The following is a 22,155-nucleotide window of genomic DNA, read 5'->3' on the forward strand; positions in this document are numbered from 1 at the left end:
ACGATACCGTAAGTTAGGGCCGCATTTGACCAGCTGGCAACGCGACGAACGTGACAGTCTTTACAGCGGAGTCGCAATCAGTCGGATGGTCTCGGGCAGGTGGCTCAGCTCTTCGAGGGCCTCGCGTCCCAGACCCGCTGAGATGTCGGTGAGCACGTAGCCGACCTCGTCCATGGTGGCCAGAATCTGCGCGTCGACGTTGGCCTCGGAGGAGGCGAAGATCTGGTTGACGCGTGCCATGACGCCGGGCACATTGCGGTGGATGAGGCGCACGCGGTAGCGCGAGCGCTTGCCGATGTTCATCGTCAGGTTCGGCAGGTTGACGCTCATGTCGGTCGAGCCGCTGGCTTGGTACTCGCCGATCTTCGCGGCGACGAATCGGCCGATGTCGTACTGCGCTTCCTCAGTGGATCCGCCGATGTGGGGGGTGAGGATGACGTTGTCGAGGGTGGCCAAGGGGGACGTGAAGGGGTCGCCGTTGGCGCGTGGCTCCTCCGGGAACACGTCAATGGCTGCACCACCGAGGTGGCCGGAGACGAGTGCGGCGTGCAGGGCGTCCACGTCGACGACGTGTCCGCGCGAGAGATTGATGAACAGGGCACCGGGCTTCATGAGTTCGAATTCGGTGCGACCGATCAGGTTGGTGTTGGACTCCTGGCCGTCCACGTGCACGGAGATGATGTCGGCTTCGCGCAGCACGGCCTCCATGGTGGGCATCTGTGTGGCGTTGCCCAGGGCGAGGCGCTCGGCGGCGTCGTAGAAGATGACGTTGAGGCCCATGGCCTCGGCGAGGACGGAGAGCTGCGTGCCGATGTTGCCGTAGCCGATGATGCCGAGAGTGTGTCCGCGCACCTCGTGGGCACCGTCGGCGCTCTTGTCCCACACGCCGCGGTGCAGGCGCGAGTTCTTGACGGTGACGCGGCGCGACAGATCGATGATCTCGCCGATGGCTAGCTCGACGACGGAGCGCGTGTTGGAGTAGGGGGCATTGAACACGGCGATGCCCATCTCGGTGGCCGTAGCCAGGTCGATCTGGTTGGTGCCGATGCAGAAGGCACCGATAGCCTTCAGGTTCGGGCGAGCGCGCAGCACGCGCTCGGTGACCTCGGTCTTGGAACGCAGGCCCAGGTAGTCCACGCCGTCGAGCGCGTCAATCAGGTCGTCCTCGGACAGGGCACCCGTCACGCGGGTGACCTCAATGCCAAACTTCGCGAAGATGTCGTCGGCGATTGAGTGAGGATTTTCCAAGAGTAATGCTCGTGTCATGACTCCATCATGGCAGATGAAAGCGCAGTTAGTACGCCGTTGTCACTGTGTGGTCACTGATTACCACTCTTCCATGCCGGCGGGTAGCTGGCCGGCATGGACGACGTGAACGTCGTGGGTGGCGCGCGTCAGGGCGACAAACAGGTCGCCGATGCCGTCGCTCATGATCTCACCGGGTTCCACGAGGACGACGGAGTCAAACTCGAGCCCCTTTGACGCATTGGCGGACAGCAGGGCGACGCGCTCGGACAAGGCGGTCTCCCCGTCCACGTCGGCCCCCCACGCGCGGGCGCGCTGCGCGCCGACGATGATGGCGACGCGTCCGCGGGAAGCACCCGCCTCACGGTCAAGGCGTTCCTCGGCGACCTGCTGGGCCTGGTGCGCGGCCTCCCACAGGGGATCGGTGCTTCGGGACGAGGCCGTGGCATCCTCGGGTGCCTCCACGTGGGTGACGCGGTAGCAACCCTCGACGTCGCGCACGGCGGTCATAGGGTAGAGGACGGGTGCCCCCGCACGTGCCACGACGCCCTCAGCGAGGGTCGTGAGCGTCGCGGGGGTACGGTACGACACGGTGAGCGCATACTCGGCGGCGAAGGCTCGGGCCGCGGGACCCAGAGCCTTCTCCCACGAGCCGGGACGCTTTGAGCCGCGGCGCTGATCGAGGTCGCCGACGACCGTGAAGGAGCGAGACGGGCAGCGGCGCAGCAACGCACGCCACGCCATGGGGGAGAGCTCCTGCGCCTCGTCGACCACAATGTGGCCGTACGCCCACGCACGGTCCTTGGCCGCACGCTCGGCCAGGGGAGTCCACGTTTCCTGGACGGCCGTATGCTCGGCGAGCATCTGCGCGGTGACGATGCCGCCACCGAGGTTTTGCCCCTCAATCGCGGCGCGCGCACGCTCGATCTCGGCCGCGTCCGCCTTCTGCGTGGGTGCCGACGTGGTCGGCATGGGCCCCAGGAGTTCCTCGCACTCGTCCAGGATCGGAACATCTGAGATCGTCCAAGGCGCTGAGCGCGGGCGCACGAGGAGGGCCAGCTCGTCGGGCCGCAGAGGGGACTTCGCACGCCGATTCGCGGACGCCAGCACCTCCGGGCGGGCATACAGGCGACGCAGCAGCGTCTGCGCGCTGGTCGGCATCCACGCCGTGTTGATTGCACGGCGGCAATCCACCGAGTCACGGATCTCGATGAGCCACGAGCGCTTGACATCGGGATCGACGTGGCCTTCCGAGTCCGCGTCCCCGGCCTCGCGCGCCAGACGCAGCGCCAGCACGTCCATGAGTTCGCGTGCGAAAAACTCGCGCGCCACGTTGTGCGGGCGCCCCGAACGCTTGGCGCGCCGACGCGCCCCTTCGACGTCCGCCTGCGTCAGCGTCACCGTCCGGTTCCACACGCGCAGCTCCTGGTCCCCCTTGGGGAGCTTCGCGAGCTGACGCACCGCCTCCTTAATGATCGCCGCCCACGCCGGCAGTCCCTTAATCCGAGCCACGGCCTCGTCCTCAGACGCACGCGCGTGCACGCCCGGCACGAGGTCTCCCATCGTCACCGATACGACGCCGGTTTCACCCAGGGATGGAAGAACCTGCTCAATGTAGCGCAGGAATAGACGCGAAGGCCCCACCAGGAGGACACCCGAGCGCTCCAGGCGCTCGCGGTGCGCGTACAGCAGGTAGGCGATGCGGTGTAGCGCGACCGCAGTCTTGCCTGTGCCTGGGCCGCCCTGGACGACCAGGAGGCCTTTGTCGGAGGCGCGGATGATGCGGTCCTGCTCAGACTGGATGGTGGCGACGATGTCGCCCATACGGCCGTCGCGCGCCTCGCTCAGGGCGTGCATGAGAGCGCCCTCGCCCTGCAGTTCCAGGCCCTCGGCACCCGAGGCGTCGAGGAGTTCGTCCTCCAGGGCAGTCACGCGCCGGTTCCGGGTCGAAATGTGGCGCCGACGCACGACGCCGTCTGGTTCGGCCGACGTCGCCTGGTAGAAAGGGCGCGCGGCTGGGGCGCGCCAGTCCACGAGCAGGGGAGTGCCGTCCTCACGCGACAGCGATAGGCGACCCACGTGGCGCGTCGAGGCGTCCACCATGTCGAGTCGGCCGAACACGAGACGCTCCTCCACGCCCTCGAGGCGTGCCGCCATCTCACCCAGATGCGCGGACAGGGCCTCGCGCTCCGTCCAGGCTTGCGCGTTGCCAACCCCGTGCGTCGAATGGACGCGGCCCTGGCGGTCCCGATAGGAAGCGCGCAGAGCGTCCAGGCGCTCGTAGGCGGCGTCGACGAAGTCCTGTTCGGGCAACGGAAGATCCGCGTGTGAGTGCTGGCGTGCGCCCGTAGTCATGGGTCCTCCTCGATTTTGGTGGCCTTCTATTGTCGCTCACTTTTCGTCGTTATGCTGTGAGCAGCCGATATTCGAATCGCTGCCCTACGCCCCCAGCTCAAAACGCGTCCCCGCATGACGCGAAGGGGGCCACGCGGGTACGTTAGACATGAGGCGCTAGATCGAGCATGAGGAGGATGACGTGAGCATCACCGCGACCGACCTTTACAAGGACGGGCCCGCCGCAGGCGCGAAGGCCAAGATTCTCCTCATCCATTTCGATGGGGCGATTGACGCAGGTGCCGCCGGACGCCTGGCGATTGGGCAGATGCTGCGCTCCCTGCACAATGAACGCGTTGCGACCTTCGACGCCGACGCGCTCATGGACTATCGGTCCCACCGGCCGATCGTGACCGTCAATGACTGGGTGTCGTCCCCGGACATGGTGATGCCCGAAACCGTCCTCGACCTGGTGGAGGACGACATGGGTAACCCGATCTTGGTCCTGCACGGTGCCGAGCCGGACTCACACTGGGAGTCCTTCACGAACGCTATCAACGACATTTGCGAGCGCGCGGGCGTCGAGATCACTTTCTCGCTGCACGGCGTGCCCTCGGGCGTACCCCACACGCGGCCGACCCCCGTCCATGTCCAGGCGACCGATGCCTCCCTGCTGCCTTCGGGCGGAACCAAGATTGCGAACCACATGCAGTTCCCCGCGCCCCTTTCCACCTTCGTGCAGATCCGTCTGGGTCAACGAGGCATTGGCGGACTCGCGCTGCTCGGTGCCGTCCCGTACTACATGTCGGACACCGGCTATCCGGCGGCCTCTTCGGCGCTGCTCACCTCGTTCGCGAAGTTCGCGGACCTGTCCCTGCCCGTTGGCGACCTCGAACAGGGCGCTGCGCAGGACCAGGAGAACATCGAGAAGCTCGTCGAATCCAACCCCGAGATTTCCCACACCGTCTCCAACCTCGAGGAACACTTCGATGCGTGGAGCGGCGGGGACGGCGCGATCCCGCTGGCCGGCATGGCTACGCCTGCCGCAGCCCGGGATGAGGATAAGTCCACCAAGGACATCGGCGACGTCATCGAGGCCTATCTGGCGCAGGTCTCCCGCGCTAAGGCCGAAGAGCTGGAATCCGTTCAGCGCGCGTCCCTCGTCGATGACTCGGAGACCCCTCCCAAGCCTGACACCCTCGAAGATGTGCTCGCCCGCGTCGAAGCTCGCCGCAAGGGCAAAGGCCCCGGCCCCGCCACGCCGCGTCATCGCGCCTGAGCGTCAGGGCAACCGCAGGCAGTGCCCCTGAGCACCCGCGTCGTGCCCACGGTTCCACGTGCCCGGGACGCCGACCGGCGAACGGGGGCAGGCCTCGTCAGTGAGCCGGGGGATAGCCGACCTGCTCGTCTGTGAGTGCGGGGCACCCCGCCACCCAACGCTCCAGCTCGCGAGGCCTCGTGATGCGCGCGGGCAAGGCCAGCATGCGCAGAGCCCGGTCGATGTCATCCACGTTCACGACACCCTCATTGCACGCCACGGCAACCACATTGCCGCGCCGACCGCTGCGGCCCACCTTCGGATCCTGAATCGAGGCGACGAAAGGAAAGATCTCCTGCAGCGCCGCCACATCCTGGCGGGCGTTAGCCGCGCCCCCATGCGCGCAATTCACCAGGTACACGCCCCTACCCGTCAACGCGCGACGAACAAGCCGAGCGCACTCGAGCGTACGCAGGTGAGCGGGCGTCACACCCGAGGCAAACGCATCGCGTACGATCACATCGAAAGAACCCTCGCGCGTCGCCTCCACGACCGAGCGGCCATCACCTACGCGGATCTTCACCTGCGGGGCCTTCGGGATCGGGAAATGCTCGCGCACCTGCTCAGCCAAAAGCCGATCCACCTCCACGGCCACGTGTCGGGAGGACGGGTACGAGGCCGACCACGCGCACGCCAGAGCACACGCCGCGCCACCCACATGCAACGCACGGAAACGATCCTGCGCACCCCACACGGCGCGCACAACCGCGCTCATGTGCTGCATGTACTCAAACTCCAGGTAGGTCGGATCCGACGTATCCACCGCCGAAGACTCAACCCCGTCCAAGAACAACGTCGCGCGCGGACCATCCCAACGGATACGCGCCGCCCCGGCATCCGTCTCGAAGGAGATGTCGCGTGACGAAGATAAGCGTGCCATGGTGGACACTGTAACCACGGGATTGCGCTCGCTGCTTCAGGAGGTGACATGTCAAACGCTCCCAGGGACGCGCGCGCCAAACGCGACTGGGGATCCGACGACTCCGCCACCCCGATCCTCCACGTCGACATGGACTCTTTCTTCGCACAGGTCGAGATGCGCGAAGACCCCTCCCTGATCGGACGCCCCATCGTCGTCGGCGGCACCTCCGGCCGCGGCGTCGTCACATCCGCCACCTACGAAGCCCGCGCCCTCGGCGTACGCGCCGGCATGCCCACCTCACGCGCCCGCGCCCTGTGCCCCACAGCCGCGTTCATCCCCGGCAACCACGCCCTCTACCGGCACTACTCCCACCAGGTCATGGGGATCCTCGCGACAATCACGCCCGCCCTCGAACAAGTCTCCATCGACGAAGCATTCCTCGACGTAGCTGGTTCACGCCGTCGTCTCGGCTCACCCACCCACATCGCCCGCCTCATCCGCACCCGCATCCGCGAGGCCGTCGGCCTCCCCGCATCCGTGGGCATCGCCGCCACCAAATCCGTCGCCAAAATCGCCTCCTCACACGCCAAACCAGACGGCCTCCTCCTCATCCCCAAGGACGCGACAGTCGAGTTCCTACACGGCCTCCCCGTCGGAGCCCTCTGGGGAGTCGGCGGCAGAACCGGTGCCATCCTCGACCGAGAGGGCATCGACACCATCGGCGACCTCGCCCACACACCCATCACCCGCCTCACCAAACTCCTCGGCGTCGCATCAGCCCACCACCTCCACGACCTATCCTGGGGCATCGACCCACGCGCCGTATCAACCTCTCGCCCCGAAAAATCAGTCGGCATGGAACGCACCTTCGAAGACGACGTGCGCTCGCGGACGCAGATCGAGCAGTTCATCCTGGCTGCCTCCCACGACTGTGCGCGCAGGCTGCGCTCCGGCGGGGTCGTCGGATGGACCGTCGGTATCAAGATGCGTGGCGCTGACTTTCATACGATCACGCGCAGCATCAGCCTGGTCGCACCCACCGACACCGGACGCGATATCGCCCGTGCTGCGCAGTCTCTGTTTGCTCGGGAGGACATGCCCATCGGGGGAGTGCGCCTGTTCGGCGTGCGCGTCGAGGGATTGCAGTCCCGCTCCGACGGCGTCGCCGTGACCCTGGACCGAGACGAAAAACCAGCGGCCTCCGAACGTGCGATGGATCAGATTCGCTCCAAGTTCGGTGCCGGTGCCCTGGCACCCGCGACCCTTCTGGGTACTCATGTTCCCGCTCGCCGTTCGTTCGGCGGTGACGCTGCGCAGGCTGGTCAGGGTTCTCGCAGTGCCGAGGCATCGGCCCGACAGGGCGGTGACGCGCGGGGCCGTGGCGAGCAGGGGACGCTCCTGTGAGCTGGTTCGTCGCAGGCACCGGGTGCACGCTAAGCTTGAATCAGTAATCGTCCGAAAGGGGCAGGCAATGGCTCTCACCGAGTATGAGAAGAAGATCCTCGAGCAGATGGAAGCGTCTCTGCGCGAGGAAGATCCCGCGTTGGCCTCGCAGATGTCTTCCCCGACCCTCGACGAAGATGACAACGAGTCCGCCCGAGGACCGAGGACCCCTCGTCGCATTGCTCTCGGTTTTGCTGGGGCCGTCCTGGGCATGGTCGTCCTGGTCGTCGCAGTCTCGCTGGGCTACTCGATCATCTCGATCCTCTTGGGTGTCGCGGGCTTCGCCCTCACCGTCGCCGGGATCCTGTACGCGCTGTCTCGCCCGGAGGCTGCGTCCTCTGACCGCTCCCGTGCCCCCAAGCAGAAGAAGAACAACGAGAGCGGTGGCTGGGATTCGTTCATCCAGGATCAGGAGCGTCGCTGGGACGACCGTAAGAACGACGACTGAGTCGACCGACACGGCAAGAAAGAGCGGGGGAGCGCGGCGCGCACCCCCGCTTCGCGCTGCGTGGGGAGTAGTCCCCACCCCGCTCCCCACTGTGCTCTACGGGGCAGCTCCACCTTGCTCCCCGCCGTGTCCCGCGGGGTCGCTCCACCCCGCTCTCCACTGTGCTCCCCGGGGTCGCTCCACCCCGCTCCCCACTGTGCTCCCCGGGGTCGCTCCACCCCGCTCCCCACTGTGCTCCATGGTCTGCTCCATCTTGCTCCCCACTGTGTTCCCGGGGGCCTCTCCACTTTCCACCCCGAGATGGCTCAGTTCCCTGTCGTTAAACCTCGGCCTCGTCCCCGAGAGCTGAATAATCCCCAAAAGATCAGTTTTGGGGTTTGTTAGCGCTGTATCACTCCAGTCATGCGCGGCATGATATGTGTCATATATTTCCCCACTTTTCTCCACAGCCTATTTTCGTTGCTAACTCGCCAAAAAGGCGCAAAGTATTGAGCGCCACGCCGCCCCTTTCCCTGTAAATATGGTGCGAAGTGGGTTAAAGTGGGGGAAAGTTCCGAACAAGGGAGGGGGTGACATGTTCCTTGGTACGTACGAACCTAAGCTCGACGACAAAGGGCGCATGTTTCTGCCCGCGCGATTTCGCGAAGACATGCAGGGCGGGATTGTCCTCACTCGCGGACAAGAGCACTGCATCTATGCATTCCCCGCCGCGGAATTCGAGAGTATGACCGAGGAGCTGCGTCGCGCCCCCCTGACCTCCAAGCAGGCCCGCGACTGGATCCGCGTGATGCTCTCGGGAGCCTATAAGGAAGTTCCTGACAAACAGGGACGCATTAGCGTCCCGGCAGATCTGCGTGCGTACGCCGGTCTGGATCGCGAACTCGCCGTCATCGGCGCGGGATCGCGAGCAGAAATATGGAATGCCTCGGCCTGGCGCGAGTATCTCGCGGTCCAGGAGGAGGTGTTCTCCAATACAGCAGAAGAAATTATCCCCGGGATGTTCTGACCCGTACTCCGAGGTCTCCGCCCGCTGTTCCGACATCACTTCCCCGATGGCGGAGCACGGTGGGGGACCTGGGTGGACGGATCGAACACGAGTGAGCGTGGAAGGAGGCGCGACATGACTGATGCACCTGAGACGGTGCGCGATTCGTCGCGCCGCTCCGATCTCGGTCGCCCCGCCGCCGAGCGTCACGTCCCGGTCCTTCTCGCCGAGTGCCTCGACATGCTGGCCCCCGCGATTGAGGGACCCGGTGCGGTCCTGGTCGACGCCACCCTGGGCATGGGCGGGCACACGGAGGGCGCGCTCGAAAGATTCCCCGAACTGACCGTCATCGGCATTGACCGAGACCCGCAGGCTATTGACCTGGCCTCGGCCCGCCTCGAGCGCTTCGGGGATCGCTTCCGCGCGGTGCACACGACCTACGACTGCATTGACGAGGCCGTGGCGCGCCAGTGTGGCGTGGGAGCGCGGGTGGATGGTGTCCTCATGGATCTGGGCGTCTCGTCCCTGCAGCTGGACGAGGCCGAGCGTGGCTTCGCCTATTCCAAGGATGCACCGCTTGACATGCGGATGGACGCCACGAGCGGACCCAGCGCAGCGGACCTGCTGGCCACGGCCTCGGAAGGCGAACTGATCCGTATCTTGCGCACCTACGGCGAGGAGAAGTTCGCACCGCGCATCGCGCGGCTGATCATCCGGCGTCGGGACGAAGCGCCGATCACGCGCACTGGAGAACTCGTCGACATTATTCGTGAGGCCATTCCCGCGCCGGCCAGGCGCACGGGCGGTAACCCCGCCAAGCGCACGTTCCAGGCGCTGCGCGTGGCCGTGAACGACGAGCTTACGATCTTGGAGCGGGCGCTGCCCAAAGCCCTGGCGAGCTTGCGAGTGGGAGGACGACTGGTCGTCGAGTCCTACCAGAGCTTGGAAGATCGAATAGTCAAGGATGTGCTGCGGCGCGGATCCAGCAGTGCCGCCCCTCCCGGGCTGCCGATTATTCCCGACGACATGGCTCCCAGCCTGCGGCTTCTCACCAAGGGTGCAGGAAGAGCCGACCGAGCTGAACAAGACCACAACCCACGATCTGCTTCCGTGCGACTGCGCGGAGCTCAACTCATCCGCGACTGGAAGGATCTCTCATGAGTGCAGCAACCGCCAAAGCCCGCCCCGCGGCACGTCCGGAGTTGCGCCGTGAGGAGGTCCGCGAGTTTCACGTCGTCGAGGGGACTCGCCCGCGTCGATCAGTCGTGGCCATCCTCATGCTGGTGGTGACCGTCGCGCTGGCCTCCGTGCTGGCGTCGATGGTCCTGAACACGCGTATGGCTCAGACATCCTTCGCGATTCGCGAGCAGCAGCTTCAGCTCAACGAGCTGGAGGCTCAGGCCTGGACGATGCGTGCCGAGCTGGACCGTAAGGCCTCGCCGACGGAACTCGAGAAGGCAGCGAAGGCGAACGGTATGGTGCCTGCGGGTGCCTCGGGCTTCATCACGCTTGAGACGGGAACCGTTGAAGGCGGGACCCCCGCGAAGTAAGACAGACCCCAGTGCCTATGGATAGCGTTATATCGCGCTCGCGCTGGATCCTCGTGATCCTGATCGGCGCGATGTGTCTATGCGGCGTGCGTTTAGTGCAGCTTCAGATCATTGAAGGGCCGGTGTTGGCCGCCCAGGGGCAGCGCGTGCGCACGTCGTCGACCGCTGTTGCCGCAGCGCGCGGGTCGATCACGGACGCGACGGGCGTCGTGCTGGCGAACTCGATCCAGACCTACGACATTGCGGTGAACCAGGTGAACATTCGTTCCTACGTTCACTACGATGACGACGGCAACGAGGTCGGTCGTGGCCCGGCCGAGGCCGCCCATCAGCTCGCCCCTCTCCTGGGCGTGGATGAGGCGGAACTGGGCGGCATGATGCTGGGGGAGTCAACCTACGAGTACATCAAGCGCAACGTTGACGCGGTGACCTACCGAGAGATCCGCAAGCTCGACATTTATGGAATCGAGTGGGAGTCGGTCTTTGAGCGTGAGTATCCGAATGGGAACGTCGCGGCCCCCGTTATTGGTACGGTGAATGCCGAGGGGCATGGGTCGTCGGGTATGGAAGCTCAGTTTGACCAGCTGCTGACGGGTACCCCGGGCGCGCAGGCCTTCGAGATCGCTCCCAATGGCGCGGTCATGCCGGGCGGTAAGCGCACCACGGTCGAGCCGAAGAACGGCGGATCGGTGGAGCTGACGATCCACGCTGATCTGCAGCATCAGGTTCAGGACCTGTTGGATGTGCGTGTCGCGAAGCACCAGGCGGACTGGGGAACGGTCGTTATCGAGGACGTCGCGACGGGCCATATTCTGGTAATAGCCGACTCGAACTCGAAGGAGCCGGACAATGCTCACCCGCAGAAGGTGCATGCCGTGCAGGACACCTTTGAGCCGGGTTCGGTGGGAAAGCTCATTACCGTGGGTGCTGCCCTGAACCAGGGGACGATTACGCCGACCAGCGTGTTCCAGGTTCCCTACTCGCTGAATCTGCCGGACGCGGGCGGCCCGATCACGGACTTCCATGAACATGGTGGTGAGAAGCTGACGGCGACGGGCGTGCTGGCCGAGTCGTCGAACACGGGTACCGTGCTGATTGGTCAGACGATGACGGATGATCAGCGCTATTCGATGATGCGTGCCTTCGGCTTTGGCCAGGAGACGGGTATCGAGCTGCCCGGTGAGTCGGCTGGCCTACTGCGCAGTTCCGACGAGTGGCAGGGCCGTGACCGTTACGTGACGATGTTCGGTCAGGCGTACGCGATTACGGCGGTTCAGGAGGCGTCGGCGCTCGCGACGATCGCAAACGGTGGCGTGCGTATCATGCCGCACATCGTGAAGTCGTGGACGAACGCGGATGGCACGGTCGAGGTTCCTGAGGGGACCCAGCCGGTGCAGGTCCTGGAGGCGACGACTGCCTCGCAGCTGCTGACCATGATGGAGTCCGTCGTCGAAGATGACTTGGGTACCGCAGCCGCCTCGAAGGTTCCGGGGTATCGCGTCGCCGTGAAGACGGGTACCGCGGAGACCATTATCGACGGTTCGTCAGGCCTTGTGTCAACGACGGCCGGCATCGTCCCGGTTGATGCTCCGCGTCTGGCCATTGCCGTGGTCCTCTATAATCCGAGGGTGGCGTCGGTGTCGTCTGAGTCGTCGGCGCCTCTGTTCGGTGACATAGCACGTTCTGCCGTTGGTAACTTGGGTATTCCGGCCTCGTCTGGGTCGGCTACCCTGTACCCGACGACTCCGTGAGCCTGAAGGAGAAGAAGCATGCGGACATCAGCGCAGTGGATTGCTGAGGCGGTTTCTGGCCGCCTCGTGGGAAACGACGTGGGCGTCACCGGAAGCGTGGTGACCGATTCCCGAGAGGCGCAGGCGGGGTCGCTGTACGTCGCGCGTCGCGGTGAGAGTGCCGACGGGCACGCCTTCGTGGCCGGTGCCGTGGAGCGCGGAGCGGTCGCCGTCATCGTCGAGCATGAGGTTGACGAGGCTGTGGCACAGATCGTCGTCGAGGATTCGACTGAGGCGCTGGGTGCCCTTGCTCGCGCGCACGTCGAGGCGCTGCGATCCACTGGGGCGCTGGACGTCATCGCGATGACGGGGTCCGTGGGCAAGACGACCACGAAGGACTTGCTCTTCCAGATCATGAGCGCTGACGGGCCGACGGTGGCTCCCAAGCTGTCGTTCAACAATGAGGTCGGGCTGCCCCTGACTGTCCTGCAGGCTGACGAGACGACGCGACACTTGGTCCTGGAGATGGGTGCGTCGGGTCCCGGCCATATCACGTACCTGACGGATATTGTTTCCCCGGACGTGGCCATTGAGCTGTGTGTGGGCCATGCTCACGTGGGTGGCTTCGGCGGTTTCGAGGGCGTTGCTGCCGCGAAGGCCGAACTCATCAAGGGCACCCGTCCCGGCGGGCCTGTCATTCTCAACACCGACGATCCGAACGTCGAGGCGATGGCTCCTCTGGCGACTGGCACGATTGTTCGCTTCTCTGCTTCGGGCAACGAGCGCGCGGACGTGCGCGCGTGCGACGTGCACATGGACCGCGCGGATCGTGCGTCCTTCACTCTGGTGACGCCTGAGGGCAGTGCCGAGGTTTCGCTGGCAATTGTTGGCCGCCACCACGTGGCCAATGCGTTGGCGGCCGCCGCGGGTGCCCTTACCCTGGGCGTGGACCTGGAGACCGTGGCCAAGGTGCTCTCGAACGCCCGCGCCCTGAGTCCCCACCGCATGGATGTGCATGAGCTCGCCGTGGATGGCTGCGAGCTCACTCTCATCGACGACTCCTACAACGCGAACCTCGACTCGATGCGCGCGGGGATCGCCGCGCTCGCATCGATCGGCGCTGAGTCCCGGAAGATCGCGGTCCTGGGGGAGATGCTCGAGCTGGGGGAGGACTCTCAACCTCTGCATGAGCAGGTTGGCGCGATGGTTGCCGAGGCGGGCGTAGAGACGCTTATTGGCCTGGGTGCCGACGCGCACTACTATCTGGAGGGAGCCAGCGCGGTGACCAACCGTGTGGTTGCGGAAGATCCTGCCGACGCAGCCCGCCTGGCTCTGGAATTCGCTGCGGACGGTGCCGTCGTCCTGGTGAAGGGTTCTTTTGGTTCATATTCATGGCAGGTGGCTGACATCCTGCGGGAGAAGGGAATGACCCGGTGATTGGTCTTATCGCTGCGTTCATCATCGCGATGGCGCTGTCTGTGATGGGCACACCGCTGCTCATCCGTTTCCTGGTGCTGCATCACTACGGCCAATTCATCCGCCAGGATGGGCCGACGCAGCACCTGACGAAGCGTGGAACGCCGACGATGGGCGGCGTTGTGATCATCCTGGCGACCGTGGTCGCCTGGCTGATTGGTGCGCTCGTCGCGGGTGCTGGCCCCTCGTGGTCGGGCATCCTGCTGGCCTTCCTCTTTGTGGGCCTAGGAACCATTGGTCTCCTTGATGACGGCATCAAGATCATGCGTCAGCGCTCGCTGGGCTTGCACCCCTCGGGCAAGATTGTCGGCCAGGTCGCCGTCGCCTCCCTGTTCGCGGGTGGCACTCTGATCCGGCCCAACGAGTTCGGTGAACTCGCGGGTACGCTGGAGATCTCCTTCGCCCGTCCGACGCCGCTGACTCTCGGATTCGCCGGCATGGTCATCGGTGTCATCCTCTACCTCATCTGGACGAACCTCATCGTCACGGCCTGGTCGAACGCCACCAACCTGACGGACGGCCTGGACGGCCTGGCGGCGGGTGTGTCGATCTTCGTCTTCGGTGCCTACACCTTCATCGCCTACTTCCAGCGTATTCAGGCGTGCACGCAGCCGGACGTGAACCGTGCGGCCTGCTATTCGACGCGTGACCCGCTGGACCTGGCGATCTTCTGCGCCGCTCTCATCGGTGCGCTCGCCGGCTTCCTGTGGTGGAACGCGTCCCCCGCGCAGATCTTCATGGGCGACACGGGTTCCCTGGCCCTCGGTGGTGCCGTGGCCGGCCTGTCGATCCTCACCCAGACGCAGCTTCTTGCCATCGTCGTCGGTGGTCTGTTCGTGGCAGTCGTTCTGTCCGACGTCATTCAGATCAGCGTCTTCAAGGCGACGGGTAAGCGGGTCTTCCGCATGGCACCCTTGCACCACCACTTCGAGCTTATGGGCTGGAAGGAAGTCACCATCGTCATCCGCTTCTGGCTGATCGCCGCGATTATCGCTGTCACCGGCGCGGGTATCTTCTACGCCGAGTGGGTGTCTGCTCGATGAGCCGCAGTGCTGCTGTTATCGGCTGGGGTAAGTCCGGCCAGGGTGCCGCGGGCGCTCTTCTGTCCCGCGACTGGTGCGTGAGCGCTTTTGCGGCTGGCCCCGCCGCGACGCTGTTTTTCGACGAGGTCGCGGACGTTTGCGTCCACGTTGAGGAGGACGCAGACGCCTTGGTGCGCGCGGTGCTGGAGGCACGCCCCGACCTCGTCGTCGTTTCCCCCGGTATCCCCGCGCATCACCCCGTGTTCGAGGCCTGCGCGCAGGCGGGAATCGACCTGTGGGGCGAGGTGGAGTTGGCCTGGCGTCTCCAGGAGGAGGGGCCTCACGCCGGTCGCCCGTGGTTGACTGTGACGGGCACGAACGGCAAGACGACGACGGTTGGCATGCTGGGGGAGATCCTGCGCGCATCGGGTGTCAAGGCCGAGGAAGTCGGCAATATCGGCACCCCGATCACGCGCGCGATTGACTCCGACGCCGAGGTATTCGCCGTTGAGCTGTCGAGCTTCCAGCTGCATACCGCCTACACGGTACGCCCGCTTGCTTCCATCTGCCTGAACGTGGACGCCGATCACCTCGATTGGCACGGCAGCGTCGAAGCGTATGCGGCCGACAAGGCGCGCGTGTACGAGAACACGGTGCGCGCCTGCGTGTACCCCGCTGCGGATCGCACGGTTGAGGCCATGGTGGAGAACGCGGACGTCGTGGAGGGGGCTCGGGCGATTGGCCTGACGCTCGGTGCCCCGACTGTCTCGCAGTTTGGCATCGTTGAAGGCCTGCTGGTGGATCGCGCGTTCGTCGACGACCGTCACCGTCACGCGATCGCTCTGGCCCATATTTCCGACCTGGCGGATGCATACGGAGACCATCCTTCGCCCGCAGTTCTCTCGGACGCGCTGGCTGCAGCGGCCCTGGCGCGGGCCTACGGCGTTGAACCCGAGGCCGTGGAGGCGGGCTTGCGAGCCTTCCGCCCCGCCGGTCACCGCCGAGCCGTCGTCGCGCGCGCTGCAGACCTGACGTGGATCGACGACTCGAAGGCGACGAACGCCCACGCTGCCCGTGCCTCGCTGGCCGGGTTGCCCCCGCGCAGCGCCATCTGGATCGTCGGCGGCGACCCGAAGGGGCAGGATTTCGCGGAACTCATTAGCCAGGTCGAGCCGACCCTGCGTGGCGTGGTTGTGATCGGCGCGGATCGCAGCGTGCTCGTCAAGGAGCTGGCGGCCTGCGCCCCCGACGTTCCTTTCGTCGAGGTGGACGGCCACGAGGATTGGATGTTCTCCGTCGTCAACGAGGCCGTGGCTCTGTCACGTCCGGGTGACACCGTGGTGCTCGCCCCGGCCTGCGCGTCGTGGGATCAGTTCGACAACTATGGTCAGCGCGGCGACGTCTTCGCCGACGCGGTGCGGCGCCTGGCGGCCCAGTGGGGGAGCGCGGGTGGCGACGAATAAGCGCGGTTGGCACATTCCGACGGTGAACGTTCCCCGAATCCGTTTCGGGTCGGGGCAGGAGCACCAGGCGAATCCGGTGATGACTTATTTTCTGGTCATCATTCCGGCTCTGATGCTCTCGTTTTTCGGTCTCGTCATGGGCTTTTCCGCGCAGACGGTGACGTCGATCGCCGAGGGGGAAAATCCGTATACGGCGTACGCGCGTCCGCTCCTTATCATTGTGTCATCGCTTGTGATTGCGGCGATTGTTCAGCTGATTCCGCAGCGCGCGCTGATGACCATGGCCGCCCCGTTGTTTCTGTTTGCGCTTGTTTTTCAGAGCCTCGTTATTACTCCGCTCGGGCGCTCGGAGGGCGGCAACGCGAACTGGGTGAAGATGGGGCCGATCATGGCTCAGCCGTCAGAGCTGCTGAAACTGGCGCTCGTCGTTTTCCTCGCGTGGATTGTCGCGAAGTCCGCGTCGAAGCGCTCGGATGTGAAAGCAATGAGTATCGCGGTTGTACTGCCCATTCTCGTTGCGCTGGGCGCGGTCATGCTGGGTCGCGACATGGGCACGGCGATGGTTGTCGCCATGGGTGCGCTGGGGGCCGTGTGGGTCGCGGGCCTTCCCAAGCGTTGGTTTGGTGTCCTCCTGATGCTGGCGATTCCGACTCTGGTTCTGCTCGTGTTGTCGAATCCGACGCGTATTCGTCGCGTCCTCGCAGTGCTGCCGGGTACGTCGAAGGGGCCGGACGAGTCCGCGCCCGAGCAGATCGACCACTCGCTGTGGGCGCTGGGTTCGGGTGGCCTGACGGGCCTTGGGCCGGGTGCATCGCGTGAGAAGTGGAACTACCTGCAGGCGGCGCACACGGACTTCATTTTCGCGATCGTTGGCGAGGAGTTCGGCCTGCTCGGCACGTTTGCGGTGCTGCTGTGTTTGGCGCTGCTCGTGTGGGGTATGTTCCGCGTGGCGCGCGAGGCCGAGGATCTTTTCGTGGTGATTGCGGCCTCTGGTGTCGGCACGTGGATTGGCGTGCAGACCGTTATTAATGTCTTGTCGGTGACGGGCGTGGGTCCGGTCATCGGCGTGCCCCTGCCGCTCGTGTCTTACGGCGGCTCGTCTTTCCTGTTCACGATCACCTCAGTGGCGGTCGTGGCGTCCTTTGCGCGTGCGCGCGCGGGGATGTGGATGATTGGGAGGCCGGACGAGGCCTCGGCTGGTCGCGACCCGCGGGTGGCACCCCGCAGGCGCTCCGCTCGATAAACTTTCAGCTCACGCTTGCGTTAAGGAGACGCTTATGGTCAAGGTTGTGATGGCTGGCGGCGGAACCGCCGGCCACGTGAATCCTCTTTTGGCGACGGCCGCGCAGCTGCGCGACAGTGGCGCCGAGGTGGTTGTGCTGGGCACGAAGGCGGGCCTGGAGGCGGACCTGGTTCCGGCCGCAGGGTTCCCGCTTGTGGAGATCCCGCGCGTACCGCTCCCGCGTCGCCCCTCGCTGGCTTTCTTCACGTTGCCCTCTCGCTTCTCGGATGCGGTCACGCGCTGTGAGCAGGCGCTTGAGGGCGCGGACGTGCTGGTGGGCTTTGGCGGCTACGTGTCGACCCCCGCCTATATCGCTGCGAAGCGCGCTGGCGTTCCGATCGTCATCCACGAGCAGAACGCGCGTCCGGGCCTGGCGAATAAGGTGGGTGCGCGCAACGCGCGGGTCGTCGCTCTGACGTTCCCCTCGTCGCCGCTGGCTGCTCGCGTGGGTGAGACGGTTGTGACCGGCTTGCCGCTGCGTTCCGCCATTGCTGATCTGGCGAACCGTCGCGCAACCTCCGAGGGGGCTGCGCAGGCGCGCCGCGAGGCCGCTGAACGCCTGGGGGTTGACCCCGAGGCTCCGACCCTGCTTGTGACCGGTGGATCGCTGGGGGCGCTCCACGTGAACGAGTCGATGACGGGCGGCGCGGATGCGCTGCCCGAGGGCGCGCAGGTCGTGCACCTGACGGGTCGCGGCAAGGACGAGCCGGTACGCGCCGCCGTTGAGGCCGCCGGTGTTTCGGATCGCTGGCACGTCATTGATTACCTGACGACGATGGAGGACGCGCTGGCGGTGGCGGACCTGGTCGTGTGTCGTTCGGGCGCGGGCACGGTCGCCGAGATGGAGGCCCTGGGGCTTCCGTGCATCTACGTGCCGCTGCCGATTGGTAACGGTGAGCAGCGCCTCAACGCTAAGGACCACGTTGAGGCGGGTGGCGCGCAGCTCATCGATGACAAGGATTTCACCGCCGACTTTGTGCGCAGCAACGTCTTCCCGCTGCTGGGGTCGACGCGTCTGGCGGAGATGGCGGCTGCGTCGCAGTCGCTGGGGCGTGCGGGCGCGGCTCGCGCGCTGGCGGATCTGGCATTGGCACAGGTGAAGGAGGACGGCCATGAGTGAGCCGACGCTGCAGGATCGTTTCCATCTGATTGGTATCGGCGGCGCGGGAATGAGCGTCGTCGCGGAGCTGTTGGCCTCGCGCGGCGCGACGGTTGAGGGGTCGGATCGTGAGGATTCCGCTGTCCTCGAGCATCTGCGTTCGGTAGGCGTGCGAGTCTACGTCGGTCATGATGCCTCCCACGTGGACCCGACTGCCGTCGTCGTGGTGTCCACGGCGATCCGCGAGAGTAACCCGGAGCTGGCGATCGCGCGTGAGCGCGGACAGCGGGTTATCCACCGCTCGCAGGCACTGGCGCTGGCCGCGTCGGGCATGCGTTTCGTCGGCGTGGCGGGCGCGCACGGCAAGACGTCGACGTCGGGCATGCTGGCGATTGCACTGGCGGTGTGCGGGCTGGATCCGTCCGTGGCGGTGGGCGGCGTTTTGCCGCAGCTGGGGACGGGCGCGCACCTGGGTGCGGGTGACGTGTTCGTCGCTGAGGCCGATGAGTCGGATGGCTCGTTCCTGAACTATTCTCCGTCCATCGAGATCGTGACAAACGTGGAGCCCGATCATCTGGATCGCTACCACTCGCGCGAGGAGTTTGAGCAGATTTTCGTCGAGTTCGCTCGCCGCATGGTGCCCGGGGGCCTCCTGGTGACCTGCGCGGAGGACGAGGGCGCGGTGCGCTTGGCGTCCGCGGCTCGGGCCGAGGGCCTGCGCGTCGTGACCTACGGACGTGCTGGTCGTGCGCTGCACACGCCCGATGTCGTGATCTCCGACGTACGTGTCGAAGCTCGTGGTGCCACCGCTTCGCTGGCGTGGGGGGACCGCAGCGCCGAGCTGGTCATGGGAGTGCCGGGCGAGCATAACGTGCTCAACGCTGCGGGCGCGTGGGTGGCTGGTATCGAGTGTGGCCTGGATCCGCAGGCCGTTGCCGACGGACTGGGTCAGTTCACGGGCGCGGCTCGCCGGTTTGAGGCCCGCGGCCAGGTGGGTACCCGCCGTCTCTTCGATGACTACGCGCATCACCCGACCGAGGTGGAGGCAGCGATCCGTGAGGCTCGCGTCGTCGCGGACGGGGGAGCGGTCACGGTTGTCTTCCAGCCGCATCTCTACTCGCGCACGCGTATTTTTGCGGAGCGTTTCGCCGCCGCACTGTCCGGCGCAGACCACGTTGTACTCGCGGGGATCTATGGTGCCCGCGAGGATCCGGAACCCGGCGTCGATTCGACGTTGATCTCCTCTCGCGTGCCCGGTGCTGCCTACGTTGAGGACATGCACGAGGCTGCGCGCCTCGCAGCGTCCCTGACGCCCGAGGGCGGCGTGTGTGTGACGATGGGCGCGGGGTCAATCACTCGCTGCGGCACTGACGTTCTTGACGAGTGGAAGCGGATGGAGGTATGAGGCCTCCCTCCCCGAGGCGACCGGGGGGCAAGCGTGAGCGGCCCTCCGCCGTCACCAACGCTGTGGGCGACGAACCCGATGTCGGCGAGGCAGCCCCGGCCTCGTCGCGGCGGGTGCGCTCCGGGAAGGGGAGCGAGGAGCGCAGCCCTCGTGAGGGAACCCAACGCAGCGCTCGGGAGGGTTTTGCTCAGCGCAGGACTCGTGAGCGCGGAGGCGAGAAGAGTTCCCGGGAGGAGGCGCGCGAGCGTCGCGCTCGTGCGCGTGCTGAGCACGCCGCCCGCGAGCAGGGCGAGGAACGACACTCGCGCGCCGTTGAACGCCGCACGACGCGCGGTGTACTCGCGACTCCCGTTGCGGCGGCTGACGCGGCCACGCTGCTGGGCAGCGAGGAAGCGACGGACCTGGGGGATCGGCTGCGCGAGCGCACGCGCGCGCGGCGCATGCTGTTACTGCGCCGTATCGCGGTGTCCGTGGTGACGGTCGCGTTCGTGGTTGGCGTGGGATGGCTGGCGTTCTTCTCGCCGCTGTTTGCCTTGTCGACCGGGAATATTCAGGTGACGGGTGAGGACGGCACGCTTGTGACCGTCGACTCGGTGCGTTCGTCAGTATCCCCTTTCGAGGGTGTGCCGCTCACGCGCCTGGACACGCAGGCGGTCTCGCGTGCGGTTCAGGAGAACGTGGCCGTCAAGTCGGCGTCGGTGTCTCGTCGGTGGCCGACGAGCCTCAAGGTGTCCGTGACGATGCGCGCGGGCATCGCGGTTGAGGCTGCCGAAGGAACCTACTGGCTGGTCGACGATCAGGGTGTGCGCTTTGAACGAGTGAGCAGTGTTGGCGGATATCCGCTTGTCACCCTCTCGGGGGATCGCGCCGCGGGAGCCTCTGATGTGGCTTCCATGTTGGGTGCGTTAGACCAGTCGACGCGTTCGCAGGTTTCCGCGATTACCTCGACCGGAACGCAGGTGAATTTCACCCTGCGTGGAGGGCAGACTGTCAAGTGGGGAACCAGCGGAGATGCGCCCCAAAAGGCTCGGGTTCTCGCCACTTTGCTCGCGAATGTGAAGGCGACGACCTACGACGTATCGGCGCCCAATCATCCTGTGACCAGTTAGGTCTTATCCATTGTCCGCGTGTTGGCTTGAAGGATTGCGCGCGGACCCCTAATTTCTTTCCGACACGAAGCACATTAAACATCAACCTTCAACTAAAGGTTGAGGGTCTGATGCAAGGGAGACATCCATGGCGACACCGCAAAACCACCTGGCAGTGATCAAGGTCGTCGGCGTCGGCGGCGGCGGAGTTAACGCCGTGAACCGAATGATCGAGGTCGGCCTCAAGGGCGTTGAGTTCATCGCGGTCAATACTGACGCGCAGGCTCTGCTCATGTCCGATGCCGAAACGAAGCTTGACATCGGCCGCGAACTGACGCACGGCCTGGGTGCCGGCGCGGATCCTGCCGTCGGTCGCAAGGCCGCCGAGGATCACATTGACGAGATTGCCGCCGCGCTTGAAGGCGCGGACATGGTCTTCGTGACCGCTGGCGAAGGCGGCGGCACCGGGACGGGTGCTGCTCCCGTGGTCGCCCGCGTGGCTCGCGAGGCCGGCGCGCTGACCGTGGGAGTTGTGACTCGTCCCTTCTCCTTCGAGGGTAACCGCCGCGCGGCGCAGGCCGAAGGCGGTGTGACCACGCTGCGCGAAGAGGTTGACACCCTGATCGTCATTCCGAACGACCGTCTCCTGGAGATCTCGGACGTCTCCATCTCCGTGCTCGATGCATTCCGCGCTGCCGACCAGGTCCTGCTCTCGGGCGTCCAGGGCATCACCGAGCTGATCACCACCCCGGGCCTCATCAACGTCGACTTCAACGACGTCAAGTCCGTCATGAAGGACGCCGGTTCGGCGCTCATGGGTATCGGCGCGGCTACGGGCGAGGATCGTGCGCTGCGCGCTGTTGAGAGCGCCATCTCCTCCCCGCTGCTTGAGGCGTCGATTGACGGTGCCCACGGCGTGCTCATGTTCTTCCAGGGTGGTTCTGACGTTAGCCTGCAGGAGGTCTTCGCGTCCTCGCAGCTGGTGCGCGAAGCCGTTCACCCGGAGGCGAACATCATCTTCGGCGTGGTCGTCGACGATACCCTCGGCGACGAGATTCGTGTCACGGTCATTGCGGCTGGCTTCGACGATGTCGCGGAGGTTCCCCCGGCGCTTCCTGCTGTTTCTCGGGTGTCTGCCTCCGTCGCTCAGAAGCGTTCTGCCGCCCCCGGGGCGAAGGCTCCGGCTCCCGAGACCTCTCGCATCACGCAGCTGTCGACTCGTCGCCCGCAGCATCGCCTGGATGTGGCTGCGCCCGTGCGCGAGTCCGCTTCGGCTGTGGTTGAGCCTCTGGCCGCCGTCGAGTACGAGGAGAACGAGTCTGATCGTTCCTTCGAGGTGCCTCGCGTCTACCCCGAGGCGCCGGAGAAGGAAGAGCTGGATATTCCTCCCTTCCTGCGCTGATGG

The 22,155-nt window shown here is 65.7% G+C and carries 18 protein-coding genes; 15 read left to right on the plus strand and 3 right to left on the minus strand.

The genetic code is table 11. The features are described from left to right. Positions 1–60: 60 nt before the first annotated feature. Both serA and HMPREF1136_RS07345 read right to left on the minus strand, forming a co-directional pair. A complete protein-coding gene (gene serA, locus HMPREF1136_RS07340) occupies positions 61–1,266 on the minus strand; it encodes a phosphoglycerate dehydrogenase (protein WP_009648691.1) in 1,206 nt (401 codons plus the stop codon). Between the two features lie 60 nt (positions 1,267–1,326). Next, positions 1,327–3,600 carry a HelD family protein gene (locus HMPREF1136_RS07345; protein ID WP_009648698.1) on the minus strand — a complete coding sequence of 758 codons (2,274 nt, stop codon included), beginning with the start codon at positions 3,598–3,600 and terminating at the stop codon, positions 1,327–1,329. Positions 3,601–3,781: 181 nt separating this feature from the next. On the opposite strand from HMPREF1136_RS07345, the gene HMPREF1136_RS07350 reads away from it, so the two are divergent. Beyond that, positions 3,782–4,858, plus strand: coding sequence for a PAC2 family protein (locus HMPREF1136_RS07350; protein ID WP_009648711.1), 1,077 nt, complete (start codon positions 3,782–3,784; stop codon positions 4,856–4,858). A 97-nt stretch (positions 4,859–4,955) separates the two neighbouring features. On the opposite strand, the gene HMPREF1136_RS07355 is transcribed toward HMPREF1136_RS07350, so the two are convergent. After that, positions 4,956–5,777, minus strand: coding sequence for a spermidine synthase (locus HMPREF1136_RS07355; protein ID WP_198002826.1), 822 nt, complete (start codon positions 5,775–5,777; stop codon positions 4,956–4,958). Positions 5,778–5,825: 48 nt separating this feature from the next. Between HMPREF1136_RS07355 and dinB the strand changes: the two genes are divergently transcribed. The 14 genes from dinB to ftsZ all read left to right on the plus strand — a co-directional run bounded on the left by dinB (position 5,826) and on the right by ftsZ (position 22,152). Next, positions 5,826–7,163: a DNA polymerase IV gene (dinB, locus tag HMPREF1136_RS07360; protein WP_009648695.1), complete on the plus strand. Its 1,338-nt coding sequence runs from the start codon at positions 5,826–5,828 to the stop codon at positions 7,161–7,163. Positions 7,164–7,230: 67 nt separating this feature from the next. Next, positions 7,231–7,650, plus strand: coding sequence for a DUF3040 domain-containing protein (locus tag HMPREF1136_RS07365; protein ID WP_009648723.1), 420 nt, complete (start codon positions 7,231–7,233; stop codon positions 7,648–7,650). 574 nt (positions 7,651–8,224) lie between these two features. Then, entirely contained in the window at positions 8,225–8,656 is a 432-nt protein-coding gene (gene mraZ, locus HMPREF1136_RS07370) for a division/cell wall cluster transcriptional repressor MraZ (protein WP_034505352.1), read from the plus strand. Between the two features lie 114 nt (positions 8,657–8,770). Then, complete coding sequence (rsmH, locus tag HMPREF1136_RS07375) at positions 8,771–9,796, plus strand: 16S rRNA (cytosine(1402)-N(4))-methyltransferase RsmH (protein WP_009648688.1); 1,026 nt, start codon at positions 8,771–8,773, stop codon at positions 9,794–9,796. After that, positions 9,793–10,185: a membrane protein gene (locus HMPREF1136_RS07380; protein WP_009648709.1), complete on the plus strand. Its 393-nt coding sequence runs from the start codon at positions 9,793–9,795 to the stop codon at positions 10,183–10,185. Before rsmH ends, HMPREF1136_RS07380 begins: the two co-directional genes overlap by 4 nt. A gap of 17 nt (positions 10,186–10,202) precedes the next feature. Beyond that, positions 10,203–11,936: a peptidoglycan D,D-transpeptidase FtsI family protein gene (locus HMPREF1136_RS07385; protein WP_034505355.1), complete on the plus strand. Its 1,734-nt coding sequence runs from the start codon at positions 10,203–10,205 to the stop codon at positions 11,934–11,936. Between the two features lie 18 nt (positions 11,937–11,954). Then, a complete protein-coding gene (locus tag HMPREF1136_RS07390; RefSeq protein ID WP_009648702.1) occupies positions 11,955–13,352 on the plus strand; it encodes a UDP-N-acetylmuramoyl-tripeptide--D-alanyl-D-alanine ligase in 1,398 nt (465 codons plus the stop codon). Continuing rightward, complete coding sequence (gene mraY / locus HMPREF1136_RS07395; protein ID WP_009648700.1) at positions 13,349–14,434, plus strand: phospho-N-acetylmuramoyl-pentapeptide-transferase; 1,086 nt, start codon at positions 13,349–13,351, stop codon at positions 14,432–14,434. Before HMPREF1136_RS07390 ends, mraY begins: the two co-directional genes overlap by 4 nt. Further along, a complete protein-coding gene (murD, locus tag HMPREF1136_RS07400; RefSeq protein WP_009648694.1) occupies positions 14,431–15,876 on the plus strand; it encodes a UDP-N-acetylmuramoyl-L-alanine--D-glutamate ligase in 1,446 nt (481 codons plus the stop codon). The genes mraY and murD overlap by 4 nt, the downstream gene beginning before the upstream one ends. Next, positions 15,863–17,119: an FtsW/RodA/SpoVE family cell cycle protein gene (locus tag HMPREF1136_RS07405; protein ID WP_009648712.1), complete on the plus strand. Its 1,257-nt coding sequence runs from the start codon at positions 15,863–15,865 to the stop codon at positions 17,117–17,119. Before murD ends, HMPREF1136_RS07405 begins: the two co-directional genes overlap by 14 nt. Positions 17,120–17,153: 34 nt before the next feature. Beyond that, entirely contained in the window at positions 17,154–18,278 is a 1,125-nt protein-coding gene (gene murG, locus HMPREF1136_RS07410; RefSeq protein WP_009648714.1) for an undecaprenyldiphospho-muramoylpentapeptide beta-N-acetylglucosaminyltransferase, read from the plus strand. Further along, positions 18,271–19,662, plus strand: coding sequence for a UDP-N-acetylmuramate--L-alanine ligase (gene murC / locus HMPREF1136_RS07415; protein WP_009648686.1), 1,392 nt, complete (start codon positions 18,271–18,273; stop codon positions 19,660–19,662). The genes murG and murC overlap by 8 nt, the downstream gene beginning before the upstream one ends. Beyond that, complete coding sequence (locus HMPREF1136_RS07420) at positions 19,659–20,771, plus strand: cell division protein FtsQ/DivIB (protein ID WP_051023537.1); 1,113 nt, start codon at positions 19,659–19,661, stop codon at positions 20,769–20,771. The genes murC and HMPREF1136_RS07420 overlap by 4 nt, the downstream gene beginning before the upstream one ends. 127 nt (positions 20,772–20,898) lie before the next feature. Beyond that, complete coding sequence (ftsZ, locus tag HMPREF1136_RS07425; RefSeq protein ID WP_009648701.1) at positions 20,899–22,152, plus strand: cell division protein FtsZ; 1,254 nt, start codon at positions 20,899–20,901, stop codon at positions 22,150–22,152. The last annotated feature ends 3 nt before the right edge of the window (positions 22,153–22,155 follow it).

Origin of the sequence: Actinomyces sp. ICM47 (assembly GCF_000278725.1) — a bacterium.
Lineage (GTDB): Bacteria > Actinomycetota > Actinomycetes > Actinomycetales > Actinomycetaceae > Pauljensenia.

Coding starts and splice junctions, on each gene's coding strand:
- murC (WP_009648686.1), top strand. CDS start 18,271: ATGAGTGAGCCGACGCTGCAGGATCGTTTCCATCTGATTGGTATCGGC.
- HMPREF1136_RS07345 (WP_009648698.1), bottom strand. CDS start 3,600: ATGACTACGGGCGCACGCCAGCACTCACACGCGGATCTTCCGTTGCCC.
- HMPREF1136_RS07385 (WP_034505355.1), top strand. CDS start 10,203: ATGGATAGCGTTATATCGCGCTCGCGCTGGATCCTCGTGATCCTGATC.
- HMPREF1136_RS07390 (WP_009648702.1), top strand. CDS start 11,955: ATGCGGACATCAGCGCAGTGGATTGCTGAGGCGGTTTCTGGCCGCCTC.
- dinB (WP_009648695.1), top strand. CDS start 5,826: ATGTCAAACGCTCCCAGGGACGCGCGCGCCAAACGCGACTGGGGATCC.
- murD (WP_009648694.1), top strand. CDS start 14,431: ATGAGCCGCAGTGCTGCTGTTATCGGCTGGGGTAAGTCCGGCCAGGGT.
- HMPREF1136_RS07420 (WP_051023537.1), top strand. CDS start 19,659: ATGAGGCCTCCCTCCCCGAGGCGACCGGGGGGCAAGCGTGAGCGGCCC.
- serA (WP_009648691.1), bottom strand. CDS start 1,266: ATGACACGAGCATTACTCTTGGAAAATCCTCACTCAATCGCCGACGAC.
- HMPREF1136_RS07365 (WP_009648723.1), top strand. CDS start 7,231: ATGGCTCTCACCGAGTATGAGAAGAAGATCCTCGAGCAGATGGAAGCG.
- HMPREF1136_RS07380 (WP_009648709.1), top strand. CDS start 9,793: ATGAGTGCAGCAACCGCCAAAGCCCGCCCCGCGGCACGTCCGGAGTTG.
- rsmH (WP_009648688.1), top strand. CDS start 8,771: ATGACTGATGCACCTGAGACGGTGCGCGATTCGTCGCGCCGCTCCGAT.
- ftsZ (WP_009648701.1), top strand. CDS start 20,899: ATGGCGACACCGCAAAACCACCTGGCAGTGATCAAGGTCGTCGGCGTC.
- HMPREF1136_RS07355 (WP_198002826.1), bottom strand. CDS start 5,777: ATGGCACGCTTATCTTCGTCACGCGACATCTCCTTCGAGACGGATGCC.
- mraZ (WP_034505352.1), top strand. CDS start 8,225: ATGTTCCTTGGTACGTACGAACCTAAGCTCGACGACAAAGGGCGCATG.
- murG (WP_009648714.1), top strand. CDS start 17,154: ATGGTCAAGGTTGTGATGGCTGGCGGCGGAACCGCCGGCCACGTGAAT.